General features: G+C 69.8%; 23 protein-coding genes. 14 read left to right on the plus strand and 9 right to left on the minus strand.

The window, feature by feature from the left end; translation table 11 throughout:
* The first annotated feature begins 1 nt into the window (after nucleotide 1).
* From ABC337_RS10270 to ABC337_RS10300, 7 genes are all read left to right on the plus strand, one after another.
* A complete protein-coding gene (locus ABC337_RS10270) occupies nucleotides 2-1,003 on the plus strand; it encodes a glycosyltransferase family 2 protein (RefSeq protein ID WP_412884042.1) in 1,002 nt (333 codons plus the stop codon).
* Nucleotides 1,000-2,298: a glycosyltransferase family 2 protein gene (locus tag ABC337_RS10275; protein ID WP_412884041.1), complete on the plus strand. Its 1,299-nt coding sequence runs from the start codon at nucleotides 1,000-1,002 to the stop codon at nucleotides 2,296-2,298. The genes ABC337_RS10270 and ABC337_RS10275 overlap by 4 nt, the downstream gene beginning before the upstream one ends.
* Before the next feature lie 199 nt (nucleotides 2,299-2,497).
* Entirely contained in the window at nucleotides 2,498-4,612 is a 2,115-nt protein-coding gene (locus ABC337_RS10280; RefSeq protein WP_412884040.1) for a hypothetical protein, read from the plus strand.
* A 16-nt stretch (nucleotides 4,613-4,628) separates the two neighbouring features.
* A complete protein-coding gene (locus ABC337_RS10285) occupies nucleotides 4,629-5,432 on the plus strand; it encodes a glycoside hydrolase family 16 protein (RefSeq protein ID WP_412884039.1) in 804 nt (267 codons plus the stop codon).
* Nucleotides 5,416-6,681: an aminoglycoside phosphotransferase family protein gene (locus tag ABC337_RS10290; protein ID WP_412884038.1), complete on the plus strand. Its 1,266-nt coding sequence runs from the start codon at nucleotides 5,416-5,418 to the stop codon at nucleotides 6,679-6,681. The genes ABC337_RS10285 and ABC337_RS10290 overlap by 17 nt, the downstream gene beginning before the upstream one ends.
* Nucleotides 6,682-6,781: 100 nt before the next feature.
* Nucleotides 6,782-8,470, plus strand: a complete 1,689-nt coding sequence (locus ABC337_RS10295; protein WP_412884037.1) for a long-chain-fatty-acid--CoA ligase — start codon at nucleotides 6,782-6,784, stop codon at nucleotides 8,468-8,470.
* A gap of 277 nt (nucleotides 8,471-8,747) precedes the next feature.
* Nucleotides 8,748-10,598 carry a nucleoside/nucleotide kinase family protein gene (locus ABC337_RS10300; RefSeq protein ID WP_412884036.1) on the plus strand — a complete coding sequence of 617 codons (1,851 nt, stop codon included), beginning with the start codon at nucleotides 8,748-8,750 and terminating at the stop codon, nucleotides 10,596-10,598.
* A 103-nt stretch (nucleotides 10,599-10,701) separates the two neighbouring features.
* Here the strand turns inward: ABC337_RS10300 and ABC337_RS10305 are convergent, their stop codons facing one another.
* Both ABC337_RS10305 and ABC337_RS10310 read right to left on the minus strand, forming a co-directional pair.
* Nucleotides 10,702-12,156 carry a lipopolysaccharide biosynthesis protein gene (locus ABC337_RS10305; RefSeq protein ID WP_412884035.1) on the minus strand — a complete coding sequence of 485 codons (1,455 nt, stop codon included), beginning with the start codon at nucleotides 12,154-12,156 and terminating at the stop codon, nucleotides 10,702-10,704.
* Nucleotides 12,153-13,328: a glycosyltransferase gene (locus tag ABC337_RS10310; RefSeq protein WP_412884034.1), complete on the minus strand. Its 1,176-nt coding sequence runs from the start codon at nucleotides 13,326-13,328 to the stop codon at nucleotides 12,153-12,155. The genes ABC337_RS10305 and ABC337_RS10310 overlap by 4 nt, the downstream gene beginning before the upstream one ends.
* 283 nt (nucleotides 13,329-13,611) lie before the next feature.
* Here ABC337_RS10310 and ABC337_RS10315 point away from each other — a divergent pair, with 283 nt between their 5' ends.
* Nucleotides 13,612-14,211, plus strand: a complete 600-nt coding sequence (locus ABC337_RS10315) for a DnaJ family domain-containing protein (protein WP_412884033.1) — start codon at nucleotides 13,612-13,614, stop codon at nucleotides 14,209-14,211.
* Here the strand turns inward: ABC337_RS10315 and ABC337_RS10320 are convergent.
* Nucleotides 14,208-14,849: an NADPH-dependent F420 reductase gene (locus ABC337_RS10320; RefSeq protein WP_412884032.1), complete on the minus strand. Its 642-nt coding sequence runs from the start codon at nucleotides 14,847-14,849 to the stop codon at nucleotides 14,208-14,210. The two genes, ABC337_RS10315 and ABC337_RS10320, sit on opposite strands and share 4 nt — an antisense overlap.
* Before the next feature lie 111 nt (nucleotides 14,850-14,960).
* A complete protein-coding gene (locus tag ABC337_RS10325) occupies nucleotides 14,961-15,290 on the minus strand; it encodes a DUF6221 family protein (RefSeq protein WP_412884031.1) in 330 nt (109 codons plus the stop codon).
* 159 nt (nucleotides 15,291-15,449) lie between these two features.
* Between ABC337_RS10325 and ABC337_RS10330 the strand changes: the two genes are divergently transcribed.
* Together ABC337_RS10330 and ABC337_RS10335 are read left to right on the plus strand one after the other, a co-directional pair.
* Entirely contained in the window at nucleotides 15,450-15,986 is a 537-nt protein-coding gene (locus tag ABC337_RS10330; protein WP_412884030.1) for a Pr6Pr family membrane protein, read from the plus strand.
* Complete coding sequence (locus tag ABC337_RS10335) at nucleotides 15,986-16,114, plus strand: hypothetical protein (protein ID WP_412884029.1); 129 nt, start codon at nucleotides 15,986-15,988, stop codon at nucleotides 16,112-16,114. The genes ABC337_RS10330 and ABC337_RS10335 overlap by 1 nt, the downstream gene beginning before the upstream one ends.
* A 74-nt stretch (nucleotides 16,115-16,188) precedes the next feature.
* On the opposite strand, the gene ABC337_RS10340 is transcribed toward ABC337_RS10335, so the two are convergent.
* Together ABC337_RS10340 and ABC337_RS10345 are read right to left on the minus strand one after the other, a co-directional pair.
* A complete protein-coding gene (locus ABC337_RS10340; RefSeq protein WP_412884028.1) occupies nucleotides 16,189-18,063 on the minus strand; it encodes a Na+/H+ antiporter in 1,875 nt (624 codons plus the stop codon).
* A 42-nt stretch (nucleotides 18,064-18,105) separates the two neighbouring features.
* Entirely contained in the window at nucleotides 18,106-19,470 is a 1,365-nt protein-coding gene (locus ABC337_RS10345; RefSeq protein WP_412884027.1) for an ammonium transporter, read from the minus strand.
* Nucleotides 19,471-19,783: 313 nt separating this feature from the next.
* On the opposite strand from ABC337_RS10345, the gene ABC337_RS10350 reads away from it, so the two are divergent.
* Nucleotides 19,784-21,262, plus strand: coding sequence for a purine-cytosine permease family protein (locus tag ABC337_RS10350; protein ID WP_412884026.1), 1,479 nt, complete (start codon nucleotides 19,784-19,786; stop codon nucleotides 21,260-21,262).
* Nucleotides 21,263-21,340: 78 nt separating this feature from the next.
* Here the strand turns inward: ABC337_RS10350 and ABC337_RS10355 are convergent, their stop codons facing one another.
* Together ABC337_RS10355 and ABC337_RS10360 are read right to left on the minus strand one after the other, a co-directional pair.
* Nucleotides 21,341-22,762, minus strand: a complete 1,422-nt coding sequence (locus ABC337_RS10355; protein WP_412884025.1) for a S8 family peptidase — start codon at nucleotides 22,760-22,762, stop codon at nucleotides 21,341-21,343.
* Nucleotides 22,763-22,954: 192 nt separating this feature from the next.
* Nucleotides 22,955-23,206, minus strand: a complete 252-nt coding sequence (locus ABC337_RS10360; protein ID WP_412884024.1) for a DUF2630 family protein — start codon at nucleotides 23,204-23,206, stop codon at nucleotides 22,955-22,957.
* Nucleotides 23,207-23,477: 271 nt separating this feature from the next.
* Here ABC337_RS10360 and ABC337_RS10365 point away from each other — a divergent pair, with 271 nt between their 5' ends.
* Complete coding sequence (locus ABC337_RS10365; protein WP_412884023.1) at nucleotides 23,478-24,044, plus strand: type 1 glutamine amidotransferase domain-containing protein; 567 nt, start codon at nucleotides 23,478-23,480, stop codon at nucleotides 24,042-24,044.
* Between the two features lie 194 nt (nucleotides 24,045-24,238).
* On the plus strand, nucleotides 24,239-24,652 hold the full coding sequence (locus tag ABC337_RS10370) for a VOC family protein (RefSeq protein ID WP_412884022.1): 414 nt from the start codon (nucleotides 24,239-24,241) through the stop codon (nucleotides 24,650-24,652).
* Here ABC337_RS10370 and ABC337_RS10375 read toward each other — a convergent pair.
* A complete protein-coding gene (locus tag ABC337_RS10375) occupies nucleotides 24,649-24,891 on the minus strand; it encodes a hypothetical protein (RefSeq protein WP_412884021.1) in 243 nt (80 codons plus the stop codon). The two genes, ABC337_RS10370 and ABC337_RS10375, sit on opposite strands and share 4 nt — an antisense overlap.
* Before the next feature lie 199 nt (nucleotides 24,892-25,090).
* On the opposite strand from ABC337_RS10375, the gene ABC337_RS10380 reads away from it, so the two are divergent.
* A complete protein-coding gene (locus ABC337_RS10380; protein ID WP_412884020.1) occupies nucleotides 25,091-25,432 on the plus strand; it encodes a cupin domain-containing protein in 342 nt (113 codons plus the stop codon).
* The last annotated feature ends 130 nt before the right edge of the window (nucleotides 25,433-25,562 follow it).

Raw genomic sequence — 25,562 nt, forward strand, 5'->3', positions numbered from 1 at the left:
GATGCTCAACGCCAATTTCCGCCCGTCGGTCTCCGTGGTGATCTGCTCCTATACCGAGCAGCGCTGGGACCTGCTGATGCACGTCATCGATTCCGTCCACGCCCAGACCCTCCGGCCAGAACAGGTGATCGTGGTGGTCGACCACAACGTTGACCTGTACAAGCGGCTGGTGGCAACTGTCCAGGACGTGACCCTCGTGGAGAGCACCGGTCCGAAGGGGCTCTCCGGGGCCCGCAACACCGGCGCCGCGCTCGTGACCTCCGACATCGTCGCCTTCCTGGACGACGACGCCGAGGCCGAGCCGACATGGCTGGAGCGACTCACGGCCCTCTACGACGACTCGGATGTCCTGGCCGTCGGCGGCCGCGTCGAACCCGTCTGGGAAGGCGGCCGGCCCGGTCATTTCGGTCCCGAGCTGGACTGGATTGTCGGCTGCAGCCACCGCGGCCTGCCCACGGTGGCCTCCGAGGTCCGCAACGTAGTGGGCGCCAACATGTCCTTCCGGCGCGACATCCTCCAGCACGTAGGGGGCTTCAACGTCAGCCTTGGCCGGCAGGCAACCAAGCCGCTGGGCTGTGAGGAGACCGAGATTTGCATCCGTGCGGCCATCGGATCCCCCGGATCGCGGGTGGTTTACGAACCCGCTGCCGTGGTCCGGCACCACGTCCCGGTCCAGCGGGGCACGTTCCGGTACATGCTCGAGCGCTCCTGGTCCGAGGGCCTCTCCAAGGCCCAGGTCAGCAAGGTCGTCGGCCACAAGCGGGCCCTGGGGCCGGAACGGCGGTATGTCCGCAGCGTCCTGCCCCGGGCAGTCGTCGGCGCCCTGACGGACTGGGGCCGCGGCAAGGACCCGCACGGCCTGCAACGTGCAGGCGCCTACGTGGCGGTGCTGGGGGTGACGGCCGCCGGCTATGTCAGCGGCCGCCGGCTTGGCACGGGTGAGGCTCCCACCCCGGCTGCCGCCGCTCCTGCGGCCCAGCAGCCCTGGCGGGAAGCCACGTGATCGACGTCGCCGCGCCGCGCCGGCCAGATCCGGCCGGCGCGGTCCTCGAGCTGGCCCCGGCCATGGGGGCCGAAGCGGCCCCCGACTGGGCCGGTGCCCGCTGGGTTGGAGCCGTGGACCTGGGATCCCTGGGCGGGTGCAGCGAACTGCGGCTGCAGGACGCGCAGGGATACCGGCGGGCACGTCTGCTGGTCAGGGAGGGTGCCGCCGTCCGTGGCTTCGTCGACCTGGAAACGGCCGACGGCACGCTCTCCCGGACCCGGCTCGAGGAGGCGGCCGCCGCCCTGCCCCGGGTCCCGGCGCCGGACTCCACCACAACCCCCGCCATCAGTGTCGTCGTCTGCACGCGGGACCGGCCGGAGCTGCTCCGGAAGGCCCTGCACGCCATCCTCCGCCTCGACTACCCGGACTTCGACGTCATCGTCGTGGACAACGCCGCCCGGACCAGCGTCACCCGTGACCTGGTCCGGACCGAGTTCTCCGACGCGCGGCTGGTCCTCATCTCGGAGCGGCGCCCCGGACTTTCCAACGCCCGCAACGCCGGCCTCCGGCACGCGCGCGGCGACATCGTCGCGTACACCGATGACGACGTCGTGGTGGACCCGGGGTGGCTGAGGGGAATCGCCGCAGGCTTCGAACAGGCCCCCGACGTCGCCTGTGTCACCGGGCTGGTCCCGGCGGGGGAGCTTCGCTCGCTGGCGCAGGGGTACTTCGAGGAGCGGGTGAGCTGGTCCAAGACCGTGGCGCCCAGGGTCTACTCCCTGGCCGACCCGCCGGCGGACCTGCCCGTCTTCCCATTCTGCGTGGGGGCCTATGGGACGGGAGCGAACTTCGCCCTCGACCGCCGGACGGCCCTGGCGCTGGGGGCATTTGATCCTGCCCTGGGGGTAGGCACGCGGACCGGCGGGGGCGAGGACCTGGACATGTTCACCCGGGTCATTCTGTCCGGGCGGTCGCTGGTGGTCCAGCCCTCCGCCGTTGTCTGGCACCGGCACCGCGCCGAACTCGACGACCTGATCGTCCAGGCGCGGGGCTACGGCAACGGCCTGGGAGCATGGCTGACCAAGATCATGCTCAACCCCCGGACCGCGCGGATGGCGCTGGTCCGGGCACCCCGCGGCGCCGTCTACTTCCTGCGCAACACCCGCGCGCATGCCGACGGCGAGACGGCCGACGACGTCCCGAGGAACCCGGTGATGGCAAAGGCGCTGCGCACCGAGCTCGTCTCGGTGGCCCGCGGCCCGTTCAACTATCTGCTGCAGCGCCGCTCCTGCCGGCGCCGACGAGCCGCATAGGCAGCCGCATCGCAGCACACGACGCACAGTTTTGAGGGGAATTCGGCGTCACCATGGAACACCGTTTTCCCCTCGCCACTTTTCAACAAGCGAGGAAGTCAAGTTCATGAGTCTCATTATGGAAAACGAGAAGCCGGCGCCCAGGGCGCCCCTCTCGTCGGTGAACAGGCTCCGTACGGAGCGCCCCCTGGATGTCGGCTTGGCCATTGCCGGAGTCGTTCTGGCAGCACTGATCCTGCTCGGGCTGGGAGGACCCGCGCTGGCCCCGGTGACGCTGCTCGGCTGCCTGATCCTCCCGGGATGGGTGGTGGTGCGGCGGCTCACCGGCATTGATCCGCTGGCACGGGCCATCGGCACGCTGGTACTCAGCGCCGCCGTCTACACCATCCTGTCCCTGGCGATGGTGTGGACCCACCTGTGGCAGCCGAGGCCCGTCGCAGCCGCGGTGCTGATCGCCTCCTCCGTCCTGCTGATCGTCCTGCCCGCCCCGGCCACGGACCGGGAGCCCCTGCAGTGGCGGCGGCTCCTGAGCCTCGATGGCCTGCGGAACAGCAGCCCCGCGAGCCACATCCCGTGGGCCGTGCTGGCGGCGGCCATGGTCCTCTGGGGCGTGGCGTTGTCCGTGACCGGGGACGGGCTGAAGGGCGACGCCGGACTGCTCTCGACCTTCCCGCCGATCTGGTTCGTGGCCGTCGCCGCCGTTGCCGGGCTCTGCATCTGGGCGGTCGCGGCCCGGGAGATGGCATCCACCCCGTTCCTCGCGGTCTCTTTTACCGGCCTCGTCGCCATGCTCTACGCATCGGCGGCCCTGGTGGTCAGCGTTCCCCGGCTCCCGTGGACGTACAAGCACATCGCCGTCACCGACTACATCGGGGCCTCCGGCCAGGTGGACGCCTCGATCGATATCTACAACCGCTGGCCCGGGTTCTTCTCCGCCAGCGCCTTCCTGGGCGACACGGTGGGATACCCGGACGCCATCGGTTACGCCTCGCTGGCAGAGTTCAGCTTCGCCGTGCTGGATGTGGCACTCGTCCTGGCGATTGTCCGGGCCCTCTCCAGCAACCGCCGGATCCAGTGGACGGCGGCCCTGGTGTTCGCGTTGACCAACTGGGTCAACCAGAACTACTACTCCCCGCAGGCGTTCTCCTACACGCTGTACCTGACGATGTGCCTGATCGCCCTGACCTTCCTGCGCGGCACCCCGGCGCGGTTCGCCGTCGCCTGGGAGGAGAGGCTGAGCCGCCGCCGGGCAGCGCGGTCGGACTCGGCACAGGATGACGCGCAGACCCGGCCTTTCGCCCAGACCCTGGTGCTGCCGGCGGTGATTGTCCTGCTGGTCCTGCAGGCCGTCTCGGTGGCCAGCCACCAGCTCACCCCCTACCTGGCGAGCCTGGCGTTGCTGCCGCTCTTCGTCTTCGGATACTTCCGGCCGCGCTGGGCGGGCCCGGTCCTGGCGGTGCTGGCCGTCCTGTACCTGCTGCCCAACCTCGACTTCGTGGCCGGCAAGTACGGACTCTTCGGCTTCGACTTCCTGAAGAACGCCAGCTACGAGCCGCCGGACGGAGGCCCCACCGGCCTGCTGGGCCGGGCGCCGGAGGCCCTGTCCATCCTCATCGGCATCTTGGGCGTGGGCGGCTTCGTCCGCAACCTGCTGCGCGGCAACGTCCGGCAAACGATCATGGTGGCCTGGCTGGCCGTCGCACCGCTGTTCTGGCTGCTGATCCAGTCCTACGGCGGCGAAGCCAAGTTCCGGGTTTACCTGTTCGCCCTTCCCTGGCTGGCCGTCGGCGCCGCCTGGCTGTTCTGGGCCGGGCCGCTGCGGACCCGCAAGGCGGCCATCGGCACCGCGGCGGCACTGACCGCGATGGCGATTCTGTTCACCATCACCTACTTCCAGAACGAGGCCAAGTTCCGCGTCCCCAAGGAAGACGTCGCCGCGGCCCAGTGGCTGGATTCCACCGTCAATCCCAAGGACGCGGTGATGGAAACGAACGCCTTCTTCCCGCTGCTGGTGGGTCCGAACTATCCCAGTTACCTGGACGCGGGACGGACGGCGTCGCTGACCAAGTTCATCCAGTCCTCCGGCCACGGCCTGACCTCGGTGGACGTGGCCCGGTACGCTGACCGCAACTTCAAGCCGGACCGGATCTTCGTGGTCTTCTCCGACTCGCAGATCGCGCAGGCGGCCAAGGACAACCTGTTCGATCCCGGCACACTCCCCACCCTGGAGCGGCAGCTGGCCGGATCCTCCAACGTCCAGCGGGTGTTCGAGAACGGCGCTGTCCGGATCTACGAACTCGCCAAGACCGGCTAGCGTGACGAGGAGCGGCATGGTGCTGGTCAGGGTGGTCGTCGTCCTGCTCGCCGCAGGGATCACCATGACCATCGCCATACTGCTCAAACCGTCGCCTCCGGCAACGGCTATGCCGGTGGGGGACCTCCCCGGCTGGAAGCAGACGGGGACGCAGGACTTCACCCGGGCGGCACCGATGGGCACGGTCGGCGACGTGTACGGACCGGATATGCGGGGCTACCACGACCTGGCCGACACGTCCGGCCAGGGGGTCTACACCCCGGATAAGGTCCTGTCGGTCAAGGACGGAAAGCTGGACTTCTTCCTCCACAGCTCCGGGGGGAAGCCCAGGGTGGCCAGCGTGGTGCCCTTCGGTTACGACGGGCAGCGCTACGGCCGCTACTCCATCCGGTTCCGGGCCGACACGATGCCCGGGTACAAGATCGCCTTCCTGCTGTGGCCCACCAGCGACAACTGGCTGGACGGGGAGATCGACTGGCCGGAGGGGGAACTCAACGGCCCGTTTTACGGGGTATCCGCCATCAAGGATTCCCCGCTGAAAGGTCCGGACCGCTTCGACCCCACCACCCGGAACACCTCCGCCACGGACGGAACCGGGTGGCACGTGGCGACGACGGAATGGACTCCAGGCAAGGTCAAGTGGTTTTGGGACGGTGAACTCGTGGGGGAAACAACAATGCCGGACGGCGTTCCCAACACCGGCATGAGGTGGACGCTGCAGGCCGAGACAAAGGACGGGGCCGACGCCGGAACGCCGGCTCCGTCGGTCTCCGGCCACATCGAAGTGGACTGGGTGGTGCAGTATGCGTACGCCCCGTAAGGCCACGACGACGCCGTTCCCGGTGCCTGCCGCCGGCGGAAGCTTCATCGACGCCGTCCTCCGGGACCACTACGACGAATGGGACCTCGCCGGCCTCGGCCTGGGCCGGGACTGGACCACGGTTTTCATCACCCCGCAGTTCACCACCTCCCGGCACGTCGTCGCCCTCATCTTCGCCCCCGGCGCCCGGCAGCCCTCCCTGGTGGTGAAGGTGCCGCGCTGCCCCGGGGACAACGAGGGGGTGCTCCGGGAGGCGGACATGCTCTGGCAGCTCGGGGTCCTCGGCGGCGACCAGGTCGAGGGCGTGCCCCGCGTCGTCGCCGCCCTGGATCTGTCCGGACACACCGTCCTGGTGGAAACCCCGCTGACCGGCCCGGCCCTGGACCCGGACCGGGTTGCCGCGGACCTGCCGGTAGCCGTCGCCCTCGGCGTGGACTTCATCGATTCGCTGCCCTGCACCCGGCCGGCGGCGGGAAACGAGGGCTGGTACGAGCGCACCGTGGAGCGGCCCCTGCAGGCGCTGGAGCTGCTGCTACCCGGCGAGGACGAGCTCACGGACCTGGTCGGCCGGACCCACGAGGCGTTGCAGCCGCTGCGTTCGGCGCAGCTGCCGGCCGTGTTCGAACACGCCGACCTCAGCCATCCCAACCTGCTGATCGGCCCGGCCGGGCGGCTCCAGGTGATGGATTGGGAGCGCGCGTCCGCTTACGGGCTGCCCGGACATGACCTGACCTTCTACCTGCAGTACCTCAGCGAGTCTGCCGAGCAGGCGTTCGAAAGGCCGGCCCAGCTGGCGGCCTTCGACACCGCCTTCGGCCGGGACGGCTGGGCGCGCGAGCCCCTGCGCCAGCACCTGGTCCGCCGCGACATCGACCCCGCGCTGCTGCCCGCACTGGTGCTGGCCACCTGGGCGCGGTCCGCCTCCACCCTCGCCTTCCGGCTCGCCGCGGAGTCGGCAGGGGCCGGGGGACGGGCCCCGAACGGCGAGGCCGCCGGGGGTACCGGGACCGGTGACCGCGGCGACCGCGCCGGGGAGCGGCCCGGTCCTGCCGTCCTTGGCGGCCCGGATGTACCGGCCGGCCCGGGGGCGCAGGCGCCCCAGCCCGGTGCCGCCGTTGACGCCGGGGCCGGACCCGTGGCGGCGCCCGCCGGGGCTGCGCCGCGCGGCCCGGCCGAAGTGCGGCGGGCGGTCTTCGGGGACCGGGATTTCTGGCTGTGGCGGCACGCCGCCACAGCCGGGGTGCTCTGACCGGCACCCGGACCCGGACCACCAACCGGACCGGACCCTGGACCCGGCCCCTGAGCTGGAAAATTACCTCCCCGCTGCTGGTTCACGGCAAGATGTGAACATGCACAACACGGACCCCCGGCCCTGGCTGAAGAACTACCAGCCGGGCGTCCCGGCCGACATCGAGCTGCCCACCGAGTCGCTCGTGTCCATGTTCGAACGGTCCGTGAGCGAGGCCGGCGCCGCCCCCGCCATGGAGTTCTTCGGCCGGCGGACCAGCTACACCGACCTCGGCGACCAGGTGGACCGGGCCGCCGAGGGACTGCGCCGCCTGGGCGTGCGCGCCGGCGACCGCGTGGCCCTGATCCTCCCCAACTGCCCGCAGCACGTCGTCGCGTTCTACGCGGTCCTCCGCCTGGGCGCCGTCGTCGTCGAACACAACCCGCTGTACACCTCCCGCGAGCTGCGCCACCAGTTCGAGGACCACCAGGCACGCGTGGTGATCGCCTGGGACAAGGCCGCCGCCGCCGTCCGCGAGTTCCCGGCCGACATCGAAATCGACCACGTCGTCTCCGTAAACCTCCTCGAGGCGTTCCCGGCCGTCAAACGGCTGGCCCTCTCCCTGCCGGTGAAGAAGCTCCGCCAGACCCGGGAATCGCTCACCGCGCCCGCCCCCGGCACCATGCCGTGGAAGGGGTTGCTGGGCCACGGCCGGATCGACCCCTTGCACCCCCGCCCGGCAGTCACGGACCTCGCCGCGATCCAGTACACCTCCGGCACCACCGGCCGGCCCAAGGGCGCCATGCTGACGCACTTCAACCTCTACGCCAACGCGCTGCAGGGCGAGGCCTGGATGGCGGGCGCGGAATACCGCAAGGAAATCTTCTACGCGATCCTGCCGATGTTCCACGCCTTCGGCATGACGCTCTACCTGACCTACGGGATCCGTAAGCAGGGCCTGCTGGTGCTCTTCCCCAAGTTCGACCCGGACCTGATCCTGGCCGCCATGAAGAAGTCGCCCGCCACCGTCTACTGCGCCGTCCCGCCGATCTACGAGCGCACCGCCATGGCCGCGAAGGAGAAGGGCATCTCCCTGAGGTCCTGCAAGTACTGCATCTCCGGGGCCATGAACCTCCCCGACCACGTGGTGGAACTCTGGGAATCGGTCTCCGGCGGGCTGCTGGTGGAGGGCTACGGGATGACCGAGTCCTCCCCGGTGGCGCTCGGCAACCCGTTCCACCCCACCCGCCGCACCGGGACGATCGGCGTGCCGTTCCCCTCCACGCTGATGAAGGTGGTCGAGGTCGACGATCCCTCCGTCGAGGTCGCCCAGGGCCAGCCCGGGGAGCTGCTGATCAAGGGCCCGCAGGTCTTCCAGGGCTACTGGAACAATCCCGAGGAAACCGCCAAAACCCTGACGGCGGACGGCTGGCTGCGGACCGGCGACGTGGTGACCGTCGACGCCGACGGGTTCACCACCGTGGTGGACCGGGCCAAGGAACTGATCATCACCGGCGGCTTCAACGTCTCACCCACCGAGGTGGAGGCCGTGCTGCGCCTGCACCCGGACGTCCGCGACGCCGCGGTTGTCGGCAAGCCGCTGGAACGTGGCGGCGAAATGGTGGTGGCCGCCGTCGAACTCGAACCCGGCACCGCCCTGGACGAGGAAGCCCTGCGAACCCACTGCCGCGAGCACCTTGCCGGCTACAAGGTTCCGCGGCGGGTGGTGGCCGTCCCCGACCTGCCCCGGTCCATGCTCGGCAAGATCCTCCGTAAGCAGGTCCGCGAGGACGTCCTGCCGCGGCTCTGACGACGCCGGGCCGGGTGCGCGCTTACGGGTAGCGGCCAAGTACCCGGGCGTCGGCACCCCCGTGCCGCTACTCGTGACAGGCGGGGCGGCCGCTCCTAGGCTGAGAACACATTTTCCGGCGGCGGCAACGCCGTGCCAGCCCGTTGCGGGCTGATTGTCCCCGGGCTGACAGCGGCCGTCTTCGCGGCCGTGGGCGGGAGTCCGCGGGACTGGCCGGATCCGGTCTAGGAGGTCTCACGGACATGGCACACTCGACGGACGACGGCGGGTGCGCGCCGTGAGCATTCACCCCCAGACACGCCTCCCGGCCGCCCACCCCACCGTGCTTGCGGCCTTCCGCGCCCTCGAGGACACCGGACTGCCATGGGTTCTCCTGCGCGGCGAGAACGACCTGGCCTGCCCGGACGGCGACGTGGACCTGCTGGTAGATCCGAGGATGCTGCCCCAACTGGATGGGCTGATGGCGCGGATCGGACTGTGCCGCGTGCACGCCACCGGGCACGGCAGCCACCGGTTTTACTTCGGCTACATGGACGCCGACGAATTCTGGCTCAAACTCGACGTCGTGTCCGAGGTGTCCTTCGGCCGCTTCCAGCAGTGGAGCACACCGCTGGCCGCCGACTGCCTGGACCGCCGCGTCCGGCAGGACGGCCTGTGGCTCCCCGAACCGGCCGACAAAGCCTGGCTGCACCTGCTGCATCTGGTCCTGGACAAGGGCGCGATAGCGGCCGACCGCCAGGCCGCGGCGCTCGCGTCCGCCGCCGTCGCCTCAACCGCCGGACCCGTCGCGGAGTACGTGGACAGGCGCAGCGGGGACGGGGCGGCATCCGCCCTGCTCGACGCCGTCAACGCGGGAAACTTCGACGGCGCCCGCGACCTCGCCGGACGGTGGCGGCGCGCCTGGACCCGGGCCCAGCCGCTGGCCAGCCGCGGCCGCTGGCTGGGCCACCGAACACTCCGGCTGCTGACCCCGCGGCTCCCCGGCCCCGGCCCGGTGGTTGGCGTCATGGCGCCGGACGGTGCCGGCAAGACCACGCTCCTGCACGGGCTTCGCGCGGACTTTCCCATCCCCACGTCCTACGTCTACATGGGGCTCTGGGGCGCCGGGCCGTGGGACCGGTGGCTTGAGCGGCTGCCTGGCGGCCGGACCGCCAAGAAGATGTTCCGGGTGCTCAAGGGCGGCACCAAGGCCCGCTATCACAGCCTTCGCGGCCGGGTGGTGCTGATGGACCGGGTGGCGTACGACGCGCTCCTCCCGCAGGTCGGCGGCGGCCACACCAGCGCGGGCCTGACCAACACGCTGGCGGTGAAACTGGGACCGGCGCCCGACGTGCTGCTGGTCCTTGATGCCCCGGGCGAGGTGATGTTCGCCCGGAAGGGTGAGCACACGGTGGAGCTGCTGGAGCACTGGCGCAAGTCCTACCTGCAACTGGCCACCCGGCTGCCCGGCGCCCGCGTGATCGACGCCGGGCTGCCCCGTGAGTTGGTCCGCCGGCTGGCCACCGAAACGGTCTGGAACAGCATCTCCTCCCGGACCCTTCCGCCCCCGGAAGCGGATCCGGGCGGACGTCCCGGCCTGACCCTGCACCGCTGGCGGATGCTGGACTGGCGCTTCCTGACCCCCGTCCTGCAGCCCCGGCACCTGGGCTACGGGGGATCGATCGACCCGGAGCTGCTGGGCGCCCTCCAGCTGCTGGACCCGGATACCCGGCCGGTGGGCACAGGCACGGGCGCGCCCGGGGCGCAGTTCGACGTCGTGCTCCTGCGCGAACCCGACGCCGGCCTCTTCGAGCGGGCGGCGGCGGACGTGGAACCCGGGGGATGGGTCTGCGCCCAGGTGCGGCGCAACGCCTCCGGGCGCGGGCCGCACACGGTGGCGGGCTGGAAGCGGCTGTTCCGTAAACACGGCTTCGAGGACGTCACGGTGCACTGGAACGTCCCCGGCCTCGACGGCCCGGCCCGGCTGGTACCGGTCGACTCCCCGGAGGCGGTGCGCGGTACCCTGGCGCTCCGGCAGGGGGTCCGCTTCGGCCTGCTGAAGGCCGTCGCGGGGCGGGTGGCACTGGGGCTGCGGCTGTTCGCGGTCGCGATCCCGGCTGGCACCGTCACGGGCCGCCGGCCGGCCTAGCAATACTGCCCTAGCAATACCGCCGCCGGATCATTAGAGCGGGTCGACTTAGCAGGGCCGCCGGACCACCTCAGCAGTTCGGCGCGGCCGGTATGGCCTCCTCCTAGGAGCGGCGGACCATGGCCAGCAGCTCGTCGTGCAGCGGACGGTAGGCGAACCGGACGATCGCGTAGACCGCCCCGACCGCCACCACGACCACAAGCACCATGCAGGGCACGGACCCCAGTTCCGGGGCCAGAAGGTTTCCCAGGCCGGTCAGCGCCACCGCGGCGCCGCACACCAGGCCTGGGGCGATGGCGCGCAACAGGGCCCGGGGCCGCAACTGGATGACCTTCGCCGCGACCACCTGCATTCCCACCGCGAACACCACGGCCACCACCAGCTGCGCCACGGCCACGCCCACGATGCCCCAGCGGGTGGAATACAGCAGGACGGGCAGGAGGATCAGGAGGCGGACCAGCGACACCACGATCGAGAGCCCGGGCCGGCCCAGGGCCTTGTAGACGTCGTTGGCGCCGGCGCCGAGGGAGCGGGCGGCGGCGTAGAGGGCCAGGAAGATCAGCGGCAGCACGGCCTCGTCCCACTTGTCGCCGAACACCAGCGGCACCAGCACCGGCGCCACCACGGAGAGTCCCACACCGGCGGTGACGCCGTAGAGGGACTGGATCCGCACACTGGTCAGGTAGCCGGCGCGGAGCCGTTCGGGTTCGCCGCGGACCCGGGCGTACAGCGGGAAGAGGACGGTGGAAAGGACGAAGAAGACGTTGAGGATCACCACTTCCGGGAGCCGGAACGCCAGCGTGTAGTAGCCGAGGGCCTGGGCGCCCAGGATGATCCCAATGATCAGGTAGTCGATGTCGAAGATCAGCCGGGCCAGCAGGCTGCTGCCCGCCACTGGTGCGCCGTACTTGACGTTGGCCAGCAGCGCGGGCTTGCTGATCCGCCAGATCTGCCAGGGGGCGTGCGTCCGGACCAGGAACCAGCAGGTCGCCGCGTACGCCACGGACCCGGCGGCCGTGCCCACCGCCAGCGACCATGCCCCGTGGCCGGTGAAGGCCAGGAACAGGGTCACCGTCCCCATGGTGACAGCCTTGAGGACCGGGGCCGCGGTGAGCTTCTTGAACTGCAGGTCCCGGCGAAGCAGGGCCTCGGGGACGGCGCCGAGCGACGTCGCCAGCACCGAGACCCCCAGGATCTGCACCAGGGGGACCACATCGGGGAGCTTGAACAGGTCGGCGATGAGGGGCGCGGCGAGGAAGGCCGTGAGCCCCAGCAGGGAGCCCAGGATCGCCGAGATCATGAGCGCGGACCGGGCGATGACCCCGGTCCGCGGAAGGTACACCAAGGCCTGCGCAACCCCGGCGTCCGCAATTGTCTCCGCGTAGCCCATCAGGACCAGGGCCAGGGCCACCAGGCCGTATTCGTGCGGGGACAGCAGCCGGGCCAGGACGACGGTGGTGATCAGGACGATGATGCGGCCGCCGGCGAAGGCAAGGCCCTGCCACATCGCGCCGCGCACGCCGGTCCGGGCCAGTTCCCCCGGCGGGGCCTGAGTCATGCGGAGGTGCTCCGCGCCGGAAGCCCCGCCCCCGCGGAGCCGATGGCCGAGTGCAGTTCCGCCAGGTACTCCAACGCCGCGGTCTGCCAGGAACGGACCAACCCCGCGCCCTCAGACTCTGCGGTCCTCGCGCCGGTCCCGCGGTTCTCGAGCGCCTCGACGACCCGCCGGGCGAAGACCTCCGGGTCCTCGACGACGGTCAGCAGCGGGTGGGCTTCCTGCTCCCGGGCCCCCACCGGGGTGGCCACGACGGGCACACCGGCGGCCAGCGCCTCGCGCACCGAGTTGCGGATCCCGACGCCGTGTTCGTCGGGGAAGGCGGCCACGTCCGCCGCCCGGTAGACGTCCAGGACAGAGGGCACGTTGCCGGCGACCTCCACCCGCGGGCCGGCCAGGGCCAGGACGGCGGGGTCCGGCCGGCGTCCGGCGAGCACAAAGGTGGCCCGGGGGACGGTTTCCCAGACCAGCGGGGCGATGGACCGGACCAGGACCTGGGCGCTGTCGATGTTCGGGCCGTAATTCAGGCTGCCGACGAAACAGACCACGGGGTCCTCGCGCCGGACGGCGGGCTGCGCCGCCTGGTCGGCGCCGTTGGGGATGCTGCGGACGGGGCGCCCCAGGCTGGCGGACCACCGGGCGGCGTCCTTGGCTCCGACGGTGAGCAGGCGGGCCCGGGCCGGGAGCCGGCGTTCGGCGCGCAGGGCCAGGAATTCCCGGACCCGGTAGGCGGCCTTCAGCCGGCCGGCGATGGCGGTGTCCATCTGCGTCCGCACGGACCAGGGGTCAACGGTCTGCAGCACCAGGGGACCCTGGACGTACCGGGAGAGGAAAAGGGCGTGTGGTCCGTGGATGAGGGTGGCGTCGGCGCGGGCTGAGAGCGCGGCGGTCAGCTCCGCCGCCTCGCGCGTGGCCCGTTCGTGCCGGCCGGCGCCGTTGAGGCCGCCCAGGGAGCGGACGAGGGCGGCCGCGCGCGGGCGGGGGGTAAGGACGTGGACCTCCGTGCAGCGCTCGCGGATCTCCGCCGGCAGTTCGACCCGGCCGGAGTAGCTGAGCAGGGTCACGTCGACGTCGGCGGGCAGATTCCGCAGGATTTCGTACGGGATCATGGAGCTGCCATCCCCGTACACGGGGTCGCGGTTGGGCGCACTTTCTGTGATGTACAGAAGCCTCATTGCATGAGTGTACTTGACCCCACCTACCGGTTATCGGGGGCCACAAGGCCCTGTTCACAAGGCCCTAGAAGGGGTAAATTTCCGCCTGCGAAATCCGGCCTTCTACCGCCCCCGCAGTGACGTCGCGGCCGGAACCCCCTTCGGGAGTTCCGCTTCCGCTTTCCGACGCGCAATCCTTATGGGCGGGAAGTTGAGCTGATGCTGACGTTTTACCGGGGTTCCGCCGCCGTCGTCCCGCTGGTCATACTGGGAGACAAGCATCGGACCCGGGAAGGGGTGCACCATGGTCGAGGGGGAGAATTCGGCATTCCGGCGCCGGGTGGAACGGGCCGCCGGGCTGCGGTCCCTCCGGATCAGCGGCAGTTCGGTTGAGGAACAGGCCGAGCTGGACGCGGCGGAGGCGGATCTGCGGCGGAAGCGCGCGGCAGTGGACGACGCGGCCCGTGCCGAGTACCTGGTCCGGGACGCCATGGCGCAGGGGAAGTTCGACAATTTGAAGTACGCCGGCAAGCCGATCCCGGGCCTGGGCGAGGTCTATGACCCGGACTGGTGGGTCAAGGGGCTGCTGCAGCGTGAGGACCTGAGCGGACTGGGTCCGGCCGCAATCCTGCTGCGGACCGAGAACGCCGCCCTGGATGACCGGCTGGACCAGCAGGTGGCGGAATCCCAGGTGCGGGAGATCATCGCCGACTTCAACGCCCGCGTCATCGAGGCGCGGCGCCAGTTGCAGGGCGGGCCGCCGGTGATCACGAAGACCCGGGACGCCGACGTCGAGGTCGCCAGATGGCGGGAGCGTCGTGCCGTGGCGGAACCGGAGGTCCCGGCGACGGAGCCGGACCGCCGGCGGCCGTGGTGGCGCCGGCGGTCCGGGGGATACCGCTAAAGGGTGCGGGGCGCCTTGGCCAGGTTCTCGCGCAGTTCCTCGGCGTTCTGGCGGCTGCCGTAGGCAGGGCGGTCGCGTTCCACGCGCCAGCTCTCGGAGAGCGGGCCGATGTTGACGGTGTCGAAACCGAACTCGTCGTACAGCCGGGTGACCAGTTCCGCTGCCTCCGGGTAGTCACTGGCGGTGGCCAGTGCCCGGCGGTTGTCGGTGCCGGCGGGGGTGCCGTCGGTGGTGATCTGGGTGTACATGATGTGGTTGAAGCCCTTGGCCACCTTGGACTCCGGGAGGAGGTCCTGCAGCATGCCGGAGGTGGTGGCCTCGCCGTTGTCCAGCGCGGCGATGCGGCCGTCGCGCTCCCAGTAGTAGTTGTTGGTGTCCACCACGATCTTCCCGGCAAGCGGTTCGGCCGGGATGTCGCCGATGTTCTTCAGCGGGACGGTGACGACGGCGAAGTCGCCCGCCGCGGCGGCTTCGGCGGCCGTGGCCGCGCGGGCCTTCGGCCCCAGTTCAGCGACGAGGTCGCCCAGCGTCTCGGGTCCACGGGAGTTGCTGATGACGACGTCGTAGCCGAGTTCGACCGCCTTGCGGGCGACCTGGCTGCCAATGTGACCTGCACCGATGATTCCAATAGTTGTCATAGTGGGGGCAACGACGCCGGGTCCCGGGATATTTCGTGCCGTGCGGGCCGTTCGCTCTGCGCGGAGCTTTTCCGGTCGGCGGACGGACCCAAACGCCTCATGGCCGGCACGTCAGAGCCGCAGCCAGTCCTCGTTGAAGTCCGGGTGGTCGACGTAGGGCAGCGCCACCGCCCGCAGCGACCGTTCCATCCAGTCCAGTGACCGGGGCGCCCAGCCGCCGTCCCCGGAACCGTCGTCAACGGATTCGGTGACCATGGCCGTCAGGGCGGATTGCCGGGCAGCCTCCACCACTTGGATCAGCCGCCGTTTGGCCTCGCACTCGAGCAGCAGCCGCTGTTCGTACCATTCGCCGGACTTGGAGAGGGTCCTATCGGTCAGCAGTGACCTGGCCGCGGCCTCGTCCTCGCCGATCCGTTGGGACAGGAATTCAACGATGTCCACAGCTCCGAGGGTACGCCCGGCCACCGCTGGCAGGCATCCGCGGGGCCGGGATCCGTGTGTCCGGATCGTGATCCCCGCCGGCCCTGCGCCGGGTGTTCCTGCCGGTAGGGTGACGCCGCCCGGTCCGATTCCGCCGGTACACAGCGAGGGAGATCGTCCATGACAATGCCCAACCGTGGTCTTGCCCTCTTCAGGGCCTGGTTTGCAGCCCTCGGCCTCGCCGCCGTCGTCCTTCAGCTGTCCCACCTCCTGCTGAATGTTCCAGGGGCCAAGGCGAGCAACTTCTTCAGCTATTTCACGATTGAATCGAACGTCATCGCCTTCGTGACCCTCGGGATTGCCGCTTACTGCTCGTGGAAGGGCCTCAGCCCCCGGTGGCTGGACCTCTTGCGGGGCGCCGCGACCATCTACATGACCATCACGGGCATTGTGTACAACTTGCTCCTGAGCGACATCGACGTCAACACCCCGATTCCCTGGATCAATGTGGTGTTGCACTACACGATCCCCACGATCATGGTGATCGATTGGCTTGTGGACCTGCCGACCACCAGGATTCCGCTGCGGACCTCCATGGTGTGGCTGGCCTTTCCACTGCTGTACCTCGTCTACAGCCTGATCCGCGGCCCCATTGTCGGCTGGTACCCTACCCCTTCCTCGATCCCCGGAACGGCGGGTACGGCATGGTGGCCGTGATGTCCCTGGCCATCGCCATCGGCGCCGTCGTCTTCGCAGCCATCGCCGCGCTCTCCACCAGGCTCCGCCTCTCACCCGTGACGGCTGGCGAGGACCCCGCTCCGGAACGAGCTACACCGGCGCGGTGACTCCGGCGCATTGACACGGGCTCATTGACACCGGGATGTGGCTCCGGCCCCTGCTGGTGCAAGCGAAGCGGTGCCTAGCCCAGCAGGTCGTCCTCGTAGCACCAGCGCCACTCCTCGCCGGGTTCGGCGCTGCGCATCACGGGATGGCCGGTAGAGCGGTAATGCTTCGTGGCGTGGGTGCCGGGGGAGGAGTCGCAGCAGGCGACGTTTCCGCACGCCAGGCACATCCTGAGGTGGACCGGCGTCGTGCCCTCCCGCCGGCATTCGGCGCAGAAGGGGTCCTCGGGGACTTCGCGGTCGGGGGCGGACTCCAGGTGCCCGCAGGCGCCGCCGGGCTGCGCGAGGCCCTCGCCGCCGCCGTCGCCGGCCGTGTCCAGCTCGTCGAGGGAGATATCCAGCATGGATTCCTCGACGTCCAGCCGGTCCAGGACCTCGCTGAGCACCTCGTGGGCGTATTCACCGCCGCGCCGGAGCTCCAGTACCTTGGACCGTTCCGCCTCCAGCATCGCCAGGCGCAGCTCCGCGTACCGCTGGCTGGGGGTCGCGGCTTCGGAGGTGGGCCGGCCCAGGCGCTCCCACGCCGCCAGCCCGCGCTCCTGGGTGCGCCGCTTCAGCATCGCCATCACTTCGGGCGGGTCGTTGTCGGTGCGCAGTTCCTGCAAGCGTTCCACGCCCGCCGCCGTCGCCAACTGCATCAGGGAGGCCTGGTTGAGCGCGTCCTCGCGCCGGTCGGGGCCCTGCACCCGCAGCCACCGGACCAGCGGGGGCAGCGTGAAGCCTTGCAGGGTGAGGGTGCCGCCCACCACCACCATGGCCGCGAGGATCAGCACGGAGCGGTGTTCCAGGTCTGCCGGCAGCACCAGCACCGCGGCGAGGGTCACCACCCCGCGCATGCCCGCCCAGGACACGATTGCGGCGAATTGCCAGGGCGGGGCAGGGTCCTTGTGCTTGATGCTGGGAATCAGCCGCGGCAGGTAGGTTGCGGGGAAGACCCAGACCGGCCGCAGCACCAGCACCGCCAGCAGGATCACCGCGCAGCCGGCCCAGATCCGGCCCGCGCCGAGCGAATCGTCCTGGACGCCCTCGATGATGGTCCGGACCTGCAGGCCGATCAGCAGGAACACGGAGTTCTCCAGCAGGAACTGCACGGTGTTCCAGTTGCTGCGCTGGCTGAGCCGGGCCGCGCCGTTCGGCATGGACGGCGCCTTCATCCCCATCACCAGGCCGGTGACGACGACGGCGAGGACCCCGGAGGCGTGGATGGCCTCGGCCGGGAGGTAGGCGACGAACGGGGCCATCAACGACGTCGAGGTGTTGATCGCGACGTTGCGGATCCGCTTGCGCAGCATGGTCAGGACGTAGGCCGCGGCCAGGCCCACCACCAGGCCGCCGCCCGCGGCGAGCACGAATCCCCCCGCGACGCCGGCCGCCGAGACGGTCCCCGCGATGGCGGCGATGGCGCTGCGCAGGCAGACCAGGGCGGTGGCGTCGTTGACCAGTGACTCGCCCTCGAGGATGGTCACGATCCGGCGCGGCATGCCCACCTTGCGGGCGATCGCGGTGGCGGCCACGGCGTCCGGCGGCGCGACGACGGCGCCGAGGGCGATCGCGGCCGCGAGCGGGATTTCCGGGAACAGCCACCACACCACCAGGCCGACGGCGATGGTTCCGAAGATCACGTAGCCCACCGAGAGCAGGCCGATGGCGCGGCGGTTGGAGCCGAAGTCGAACAGCGAGGTGCGCAGTGCCGCCGCGTAGAGCAGCGGCGGCAGCAGGCCCACCAGGACCATTTCGGGGTTCAGTTCGATGTCCGGGACGAAGGGAATGAAGGACCCCGCGACGCCGGCCAGGACCAGCAGCAGCGGGACCGAGATGTCCAGCTTCCGGCCCAGGGCGCTTCCGGCGCAGACGACCGCAACGAGCACCAGCAAACCGAGGGCTATGTCCATAGGCTCATTCTGTCAGGCGCTCCCCGCGGCGCGGACCGGTTCTCAGGCGGCGTTGCCCGCCGTGACGGACTCCTTGACGCGACCGTGTTCTTCCGCCGGTTCCCCGGTCCGCCCGTGGCCCGCCGCCGCGTGCACCGTGTGAGGGAGGCCATGGTGGCCGAAGGGGTTGAAGCGGCTGTGCGCCAGGCCGTCGAACTCGTATGCGGTCTCGGCGTGCTCGGAGCGGTCGACGCCAGCCACCTCGGCCTCGTGGCTCACCCGGAAGCCGATGGTCTTGTGGATGGCCAGGCCGATGACCGCCGTCGCCAGGGCCGAGAGGAGCACGGTGATTAGCACGGCCACGGTCTGGGCCACCAGCTGCTGCAGCCCGCCGCCGTAGAACAGGCCGCCGCCGTGGCCGTCAACGGGCAGGGCGATGAAGCCCAGGGCCAGGGTGCCGATCAGGCCGCCGCCGAGGTGGACGCCGACGACGTCGAGCGAGTCATCAAAGCCGAAGCGGAACTTCAGGTCCACGAACACGCAGCAAGCGGCACCGGCCAGCAGGCCCAGTCCGACGGCGGCGAGCGGGCTGACGTTGGCGCACGAGGGCGTGATGGCCACCAGGCCCGCGACGACGCCGGACGCGGCGCCGAGCGAGGTGGGGTGGCCGTGCCGGACCTTCTCCACGGCCAGCCAGCTGAGCATGGCGGCGGCCGGGGCGGCAAGGGTGTTGACCCAGATCAGGCCGGCCTGTTCCACGGTGGTGGCGGCGCCGGCGTTGAAGCCGAACCAGCCGAACCAGAGGATGCCGGCGCCCAGCATGATGAAGGGGATGTTGTGCGGGCGGTGCGAGGGGTCCTTCGCGAAACCGTGGCGGTTGCCGACGATCAGGACCATGACCAGGGCCGCGGTGCCGGAAGCGATTTCGACGACGGTGCCGCCAGCGAAGTCGATGACCTGGCCGAAGATCTTGCTGACGGCGCCGCCAGGGCTCATTAGCCCGCCGCCCCAGACCATATAGGCCAGCGGGCAGTAGACGGCGGTGATCCACACCGGGACGAAGAGTGCCCAGGCGGAGAATTTGGTGCGGTCGGCGATGGCCCCGCTGATGAGGGCGACGGTGATGATGGCGAAGGTGGCGCTGAAACCGGCCTTGATCAGGTCCGGGGAGCCGATCAGCCGGGAGAGGCCCGCGTTGGCGAACGGGTCTCCGAAGATGCCCAGCACGCCCTGGCCGGTGGACATCGAGTAGCCCCAGAGGACCCAGACGACGCCGACGATGCCCGCCGAGACGAAGCTCATCATGATCATGTTCAAGGAGGCCTTGGCGCGGGTCATGCCGCCGTAGAACAGGCCCAGGGCCGGGGTCATGAGCAGCGCGAGGGCTGCAGAGATGATGATCCAGACGCTTCCCGCGGTGAGCTGCACCTGCGTGTCCCTTCGTCAACCGTTGTACCGGGACACTTCGCCGCCGGCCCCCAACCGGGTTTAATCCTCGCGTCGGAGTGTTTCAGGCAGTCGGGCTCTGCGTTGCGGGAAAGTTACAGGATTCGGGCTTTCGTGTCGGGGCGTTAACGGTCATGTTTCGGGGATGTTAACGAGGGCTCACCCGGGTCGCCGAGGGACCTGCTTCAGTAGCCCGTCCGGAATCCCAGACCATAACGTCCTTTTCACCGGTGATCCCGGTCACGCCGCGTGCTCAGATGGACCGACCACCCAAATCTTTGAAGTGAGGACGAGCATGCAGGCATCCACTCGAACGGGAGGCGGCGGGCAGCGCGTTGAACGCCGCTCCATCGACTTCGTTCCGGCCGGCGAGCGGCACGGCTCGCCCCGGCAGCAGTTCACCCTGTGGTTCGGGGCGAACATGCAGATTACGGCGATTGTCGACGGCGCCTTGGCCGTCCTCTTCGGCGCCGACGCGCTCTGGGCCATTCTGGGTTTGCTGTTGGGCAACCTGCTCGGCGGCGCGGTGATGGCACTGCACGCGGCCCAGGGTCCAAAGCTCGGCCTGCCCCAGATGATTTCCAGCCGGGCCCAGTTCGGCGTGTTCGGAGCGGTTATTCCGCTTGTCCTGGTGATCGTCATGTACCTGGGCTTCGCGGCCACGGGCACGGTCCTGGCGGGACAGGCGATCGACCAGATCACCCGCACGGGAGTCCCCGCCGTCGGCATGGTCATCTTCGGCGCCCTGACGGTCCTCGTCGCAACGCTTGGCTACAAATACATCCACCTGCTGGGGCGCATCTCTACCGTTGTCGGCGTTGTGGGCTTCACCTACCTGGGAGTGCGCCTGTTCACCAGCCAGGACGTCGGCGCCATGCTCGCCTCCGGTTCCTTCGAATTCCCCACGTTCCTGCTGGCAGTCTCCCTCGGAGCCGGCTGGCAGCTGACCTACGGCCCGTACGTCGCCGACTACTCGCGGTACCTGCCGGCATCCACTCCGGCCCGCAAGACTTTCCTCGCAGCCTTCGCCGGGACGGTGCTGGGCTCGCAGTGGTCCATGACGCTGGGGGCACTCTTCGCGTCGATGGCGCTCCCGAAAGGCCAGCGTTTCCTCGACGGTCAGGTCGCCTTCCTCGGCAACCTCAGCGGCGGGGGACTGATCGCCGTCGTGATCTACCTGGTCATCGTCACCGGCAAACTCACCGTGAACACGCTGAACGCCTATGGCGGTTACATGACCATGCTGACCTCCGTCACCGCATTCACCCGCCAGGCCGTTACGTCCTCCCGCACCAGGTTCGCCTACGTGGTCGGTTTCATTGGACTCTCCGTGCTGATAGCGGTCCTCGCGTCCCCGGACTTCATCGCCAACTTCAAGAACTTCGTCCTGTTGCTCCTGATGGTCTTCATCCCGTGGAGCTCCATCAACCTGGTGGATTACTACCTCGTGTCGAAGGAGCGGGTAGACATCCCGGCCCTCTACGATCCAAACGGGCGCTATGGCCGCTGGAATGCACCCGCCCTGATCTCCTACGCGGTAGGCATCGTCGCGCAGATCCCGTTCCTGGCCCAGACCCTGTACACCGGCCCGATGACCGAGGTGCTCGGCGGCTCTGACATCTCCTGGCTGGTGGGGCTGGTGGTGACCGCCGTCGTCTTCTACCCGCTGGCAAAGCGCAGCTCCCGGGCGCCGGAGGAGATGATTTACCCCGCGGACGTCGGAACTCCGGACGCGGACAAGCCGGAGCGGCTCAGCGCGGCGCCCGTCGCCTGACCCGGCCTCACGGGCGCACCGATTCTACGGTTCCCTGCCGGATAGACGTTTGGAACCGTCGAAACGGGCGGCGCAAAATCAGAAGTGGGCGATCTCCGTCAGGTAGCCGTAGTACTTGGAGTCAACGGGCCGGAGCGGGTCGCCGGTGAAGCCGAAGTCCCGGTGCCGGTGGTTGTACGCCTCGATATGGTCCAGGAACTGCTCGCCCACCTCGGCCCCGGAACCGTGGCAGGCCCCGTCGCTGATGCAGAGGGCGACGGCGCCGGCTACCGCGGGGCTGGCGAAGCTGGTTCCGTGGTTGATGCCGTAGCCCCCGGGTGCGGTGGAGAGGACGCAGACCCCCGGCGCCGCCACCGTATGGCGGCGCTCCTTGGCGGCCACCGCGTAGTTGGAGAAGAAGGCCGGCGCGTCGTCCTTCTGGCCGAAGATACCGAAGTCCACCGTCCCGCAGACGGTGCCGGCGAGTCCGCCCGGCTGCCCGTCAAAGTCGGCGATCGCGGTGGCCGTGAGGACCTCGTGGTAGCTGGCCGGAACGGTGCCGGCCAGGTTGGAGGACTCGTTTCCCGCCGCCACCGCATAGGTGACGCCGGCGCGGATCGAGCGACAGATGGCGTAGTGCATCGGGTCGGTGCCCTTGCCGCAGTTGGCCGTGTCCGACCCGGGGCCGCCGATGCTGATGTTGGCCACCGAGATGTCGTTTGTCGGGTCGTCGTCGCGGCGGGTGGAGGTGACCCAGTCGATCGCGCAGATGAGGCTCGCCTCGGTGATGACGTCGTCGTCCGTCACCACGCGGACCGACCAGAGCGGGGTGCCGGGCGCCGTGCCGATGATGCCGAGGTTGTTGTTGCGGGCGCCGATAACGCCGGCCACGGCCGTGCCGTGACCCAGTTTGTCGATCGGGGTGACTTTGACGGGCTGGCCCGAGGTGCAGTCGACGCCGCCGCGGACGTTCAGGTCCGGGTGGTTGCCGTCGATGCCGCTGTCGATTACGGCCACGTTCACGCCGGTGCCCTTGTCGCGGGCCGGGTTGGCCCGGGCAGACTCCTGGGCCTCCTCCGGCTCGCCGCCGATGCGCTGCCACCACGCCGGCGCCACCTGGGATCCGGCCGGTTTCGGTTCGTCGGGCTGGCCGAAGCGCCGGTCCGCGGTGACGAAGTCCACGCGTGGATCCTTGGCCACCTGGGCCGCTTGGGCCTGGGTCATGGTGCCGGCGTACCCGCTGACGGCGTTGCGGTAGACGGTGGCCGCGGTAACCCCGAAGCTGCTCCGGTGCGCGGCCGCGATTGCCCCGGCGTCGCCGGCGCCGTCCTTGAGGACCACGATGAAGCTTTGGGTGGGTGCGGCCGCTGAGGCCGGGGATCCGCCCAGAGTCGCCGCTCCGAGCGCGACAACGACTGCGGCGGCCGCTGCCCAGGGCCGGGAGCGGCGGGGGCGGCCCGGCGGGGCGGCCACCGACTCCTTCTGCGCCGACGGGAAAAGTGAGCGGACAAAGGTGAACATCGTGGCCTCCAATAAGCGACAGCGCTTCCGGGTGCCCCCCGTCCTTATGGTAGGCCGGCGCCACCGAAAAATCAGGGGCCCTTTGGTCCTTGGCCCGCTCCCGGGGAGTGCAGTCTGACGCGGTGCGCCGCCGTCGCGCGAAGGCTGACGCCGTGCGCGGCGACCGCGCGCACGCCGCCGTCGCGCGCCGCGTCAGCCCTTGTAGCCCTCCACCTGGCTGACGGGGCGGGCCTCGGCCTCATCCGGGTTCTCCCCATACTGCCGCTTCGCCCGCCGCTGCCGAAGCAGGTCCCAGCACTGGTCCAGGTCCTCCTCGAGCTGCTGGAGGCGGAGACGGTCCGGAGCGTGGTCGTGCTCCGGGCTGGCGGCCTCGGCCTGCTCCCGGAGTCCGCGCTCCTCGTCCACCAGGGCGGTGATGCGCTGCAGAATGTCGCGTTCGTCCATGATTGCCTGCTTCCTGCGGTGAGCCCGCGGTTCCGGTGCCGGATTGACCCCGCCAGCGTAGCCACCGGCGGACCCTGCTGAATAGAGGGCTGGTCCAAAGGGCCGGGGGTGCCCGGCGGCCGCGCTGACGGGCGGCGTAACCCCATCATATGATCAGCTTGCTTATTATTTTCGAAGTTCCTAGAGTGGGAAAGGCAAGCCACCAATCTTTCTGCGCGGGGCACCGCGGCCCTCAAGCCGCCAGCGACGCGCATCGCTTAGAGGAGGACGTATGTCGGAACACAACATCTCGGGCAAGAAGGTCGCTTTCCTGCTGACGGACGGCGTCGAGCAGGTCGAGCTGACCGGCCCCTGGAACGCGGTCAAGGAAGCCGGAGGCGAGCCCACCCTGGTGTCGCCGAAGAGCGGCACCCTGCAGGGCTACGACGGTACCGACAAGGGTGAGACGTTCACCGTGGACCTGACTGTCGACGAGGCCAACGCCGACGATTTCCACGCGCTGGTCATCCCCGGCGGTGTCGTCAACGCCGACCACCTCCGTGCCGACCAGGGAGCCCAGGCCTTCGCCCGCAGCTTCTTCGAACAGCACAAGCCGGTCGCCTCGATCTGCCACGGCCCGTGGCTGCTGATCGACGCCGGTGTGGCCAACGGCCGCAGCCTGACCTCGTACTACACGCTCGAAACAGACCTCAAGAACGCCGGCGCCAACTGGTCCGATGAGGAGGTCGTGGTCGACCAGGGCCTGGTCACCAGCCGGACCCCTGACGATCTGAAGGCTTTCAATGCGAAGCTGATCGAAGAAATCGCCGAGGGCGAGCACGCCGGCCAGACCGCGTAGCAGTCAGCCCCAGCCGCGCCGCAGGCCGCGTCCCCATCACGGTGGGAACGCGGCCTGCGGCGTTTGGCCCCTGTGCAGCAGGTCCCCGATCCGGCAGGATGTCACCCAGCGGGAACCGGTCCCTCCGTGGGGTGCGGCGCCCGCAGGCACCTGACCAGCAACAGCACCTGACCAGCTCCCGGGAGGCCGGAACTATGACCACGCTGAACCCCTACCTTGGCTTTCGCGACACCGCCAGGGACGCCATGACGTTTTATCAGTCGGTCTTCGGCGGCCAGCTGACCATGAGTACCTTCGCCGACTTCCGCGCCAGCGAGGACCCCGCCGAGCAAGACAAAATTATGCATGCCATGCTGACGGTGGACTCGGGCATGGTGCTGATGGGCGCGGACACGCCCAACAGTATGGACTACACGCCGGGCAACAACTTCTCCGTGTCCCTGAGCGGCGCCGACGAGGCCGAGTTGCGCGGCTACTGGGACAAGCTGTCCGACGGGGGATCGGTCACGGTCCCGCTGGACCGGGCACCGTGGGGCGACATGTTCGGGATGTGCAAGGACAGGTTCGGGGTGGACTGGCTGGTCAACATCGCCCCGCCCGCCACCTAGTCCGGCGTGGTGTCGGTGGTGAGACCGCGGTCGTCCGCCGTCTCGGCGTCGTCCTGTTCCGCGGGGCCCGGGACCTTGCGCGAGTCGGGGGTCCCGTTGCCTTCCTGCTGACCGTCCGTCCCAGGCTCTCCGGCGGACTGGCCGGCGGCGTTGCCTTCCTCGTCGCGGGGGACCGGATTGCTGCCCTCCTGCACTCCGTCGCTGACGATCTCTTCGGGCTCAACCGGCTTGTCGCTCACGTGTTCCTCCGATGACTCGCATGTTCCGATGACTCGCGCGGACCGGCGGACCCGGCCCTTCCTGCCACGCTACAGGGACCCGCCGCGGCGGTACAGGCCCACGTCTGCCGAGCGGCGTGGCTGTTCCGGCGCGGCACCGCGGGGACGGTCGGGCAGTAAGGCCGTGGTGCCCGGGGCCGTCCGGGGCTACAGTCCGGACATGAACCAGGATCCCGTGGAGACCAACCCTGCCCTGTACCGGGTGGTCTTCGAAAATGAGCGCGTCCGCGTCCTGGAATACGTCGATGCCCCGGGCGACAAGACCGTGGAGCACCGGCATCCGGACTCGGTGATGGTCACCCTCAGCAGCTTCCGGCGCCGCCTCACCGCCAACGGACGGGAGACCGCCGTCGAGCTCCCCGCCGGGCAGGCGCGGTGGCTGCCCGCGCAGACCCACTCCGGGGAGAACATCGGCGCGAGCGCCACACACGCCCTCTTCGTCGAACTCAAGGAACCGGCTCCGGCCCCGGCCACCGGCCCGGCACCGCTCGGTCCGGTGTAGCCGCATCGACCGGGGCAGGCGCCGCAACTGACCCGCCCGCGGCACATCCCGATTCGACGGTTCCGCGCCGGATCGACGCTTCTGCCCTGTGTGTCAGGCTGTTGTGTGACAGGTTTCCTGTCGTTCACGG

Origin of the sequence: Arthrobacter phoenicis (assembly GCF_047238215.1) — a bacterium.
Classification (GTDB): Bacteria; Actinomycetota; Actinomycetes; order Actinomycetales; family Micrococcaceae; genus Arthrobacter.

Coding starts and splice junctions, on each gene's coding strand:
- ABC337_RS10285 (WP_412884039.1), top strand. CDS start 4,629: ATGGTGCTGGTCAGGGTGGTCGTCGTCCTGCTCGCCGCAGGGATCACC.
- ABC337_RS10370 (WP_412884022.1), top strand. CDS start 24,239: ATGACCACGCTGAACCCCTACCTTGGCTTTCGCGACACCGCCAGGGAC.
- ABC337_RS10320 (WP_412884032.1), bottom strand. CDS start 14,849: ATGACAACTATTGGAATCATCGGTGCAGGTCACATTGGCAGCCAGGTC.
- ABC337_RS10315 (WP_412884033.1), top strand. CDS start 13,612: ATGGTCGAGGGGGAGAATTCGGCATTCCGGCGCCGGGTGGAACGGGCC.
- ABC337_RS10340 (WP_412884028.1), bottom strand. CDS start 18,063: ATGGACATAGCCCTCGGTTTGCTGGTGCTCGTTGCGGTCGTCTGCGCC.
- ABC337_RS10290 (WP_412884038.1), top strand. CDS start 5,416: ATGCGTACGCCCCGTAAGGCCACGACGACGCCGTTCCCGGTGCCTGCC.
- ABC337_RS10350 (WP_412884026.1), top strand. CDS start 19,784: ATGCAGGCATCCACTCGAACGGGAGGCGGCGGGCAGCGCGTTGAACGC.
- ABC337_RS10270 (WP_412884042.1), top strand. CDS start 2: ATGCTCAACGCCAATTTCCGCCCGTCGGTCTCCGTGGTGATCTGCTCC.
- ABC337_RS10305 (WP_412884035.1), bottom strand. CDS start 12,156: ATGACTCAGGCCCCGCCGGGGGAACTGGCCCGGACCGGCGTGCGCGGC.
- ABC337_RS10335 (WP_412884029.1), top strand. CDS start 15,986: ATGTCCCTGGCCATCGCCATCGGCGCCGTCGTCTTCGCAGCCATCGCC.
- ABC337_RS10365 (WP_412884023.1), top strand. CDS start 23,478: ATGTCGGAACACAACATCTCGGGCAAGAAGGTCGCTTTCCTGCTGACG.
- ABC337_RS10295 (WP_412884037.1), top strand. CDS start 6,782: ATGCACAACACGGACCCCCGGCCCTGGCTGAAGAACTACCAGCCGGGC.
- ABC337_RS10360 (WP_412884024.1), bottom strand. CDS start 23,206: ATGGACGAACGCGACATTCTGCAGCGCATCACCGCCCTGGTGGACGAG.
- ABC337_RS10380 (WP_412884020.1), top strand. CDS start 25,091: ATGAACCAGGATCCCGTGGAGACCAACCCTGCCCTGTACCGGGTGGTC.
- ABC337_RS10355 (WP_412884025.1), bottom strand. CDS start 22,762: ATGTTCACCTTTGTCCGCTCACTTTTCCCGTCGGCGCAGAAGGAGTCG.
- ABC337_RS10330 (WP_412884030.1), top strand. CDS start 15,450: ATGACAATGCCCAACCGTGGTCTTGCCCTCTTCAGGGCCTGGTTTGCA.
- ABC337_RS10310 (WP_412884034.1), bottom strand. CDS start 13,328: ATGAGGCTTCTGTACATCACAGAAAGTGCGCCCAACCGCGACCCCGTG.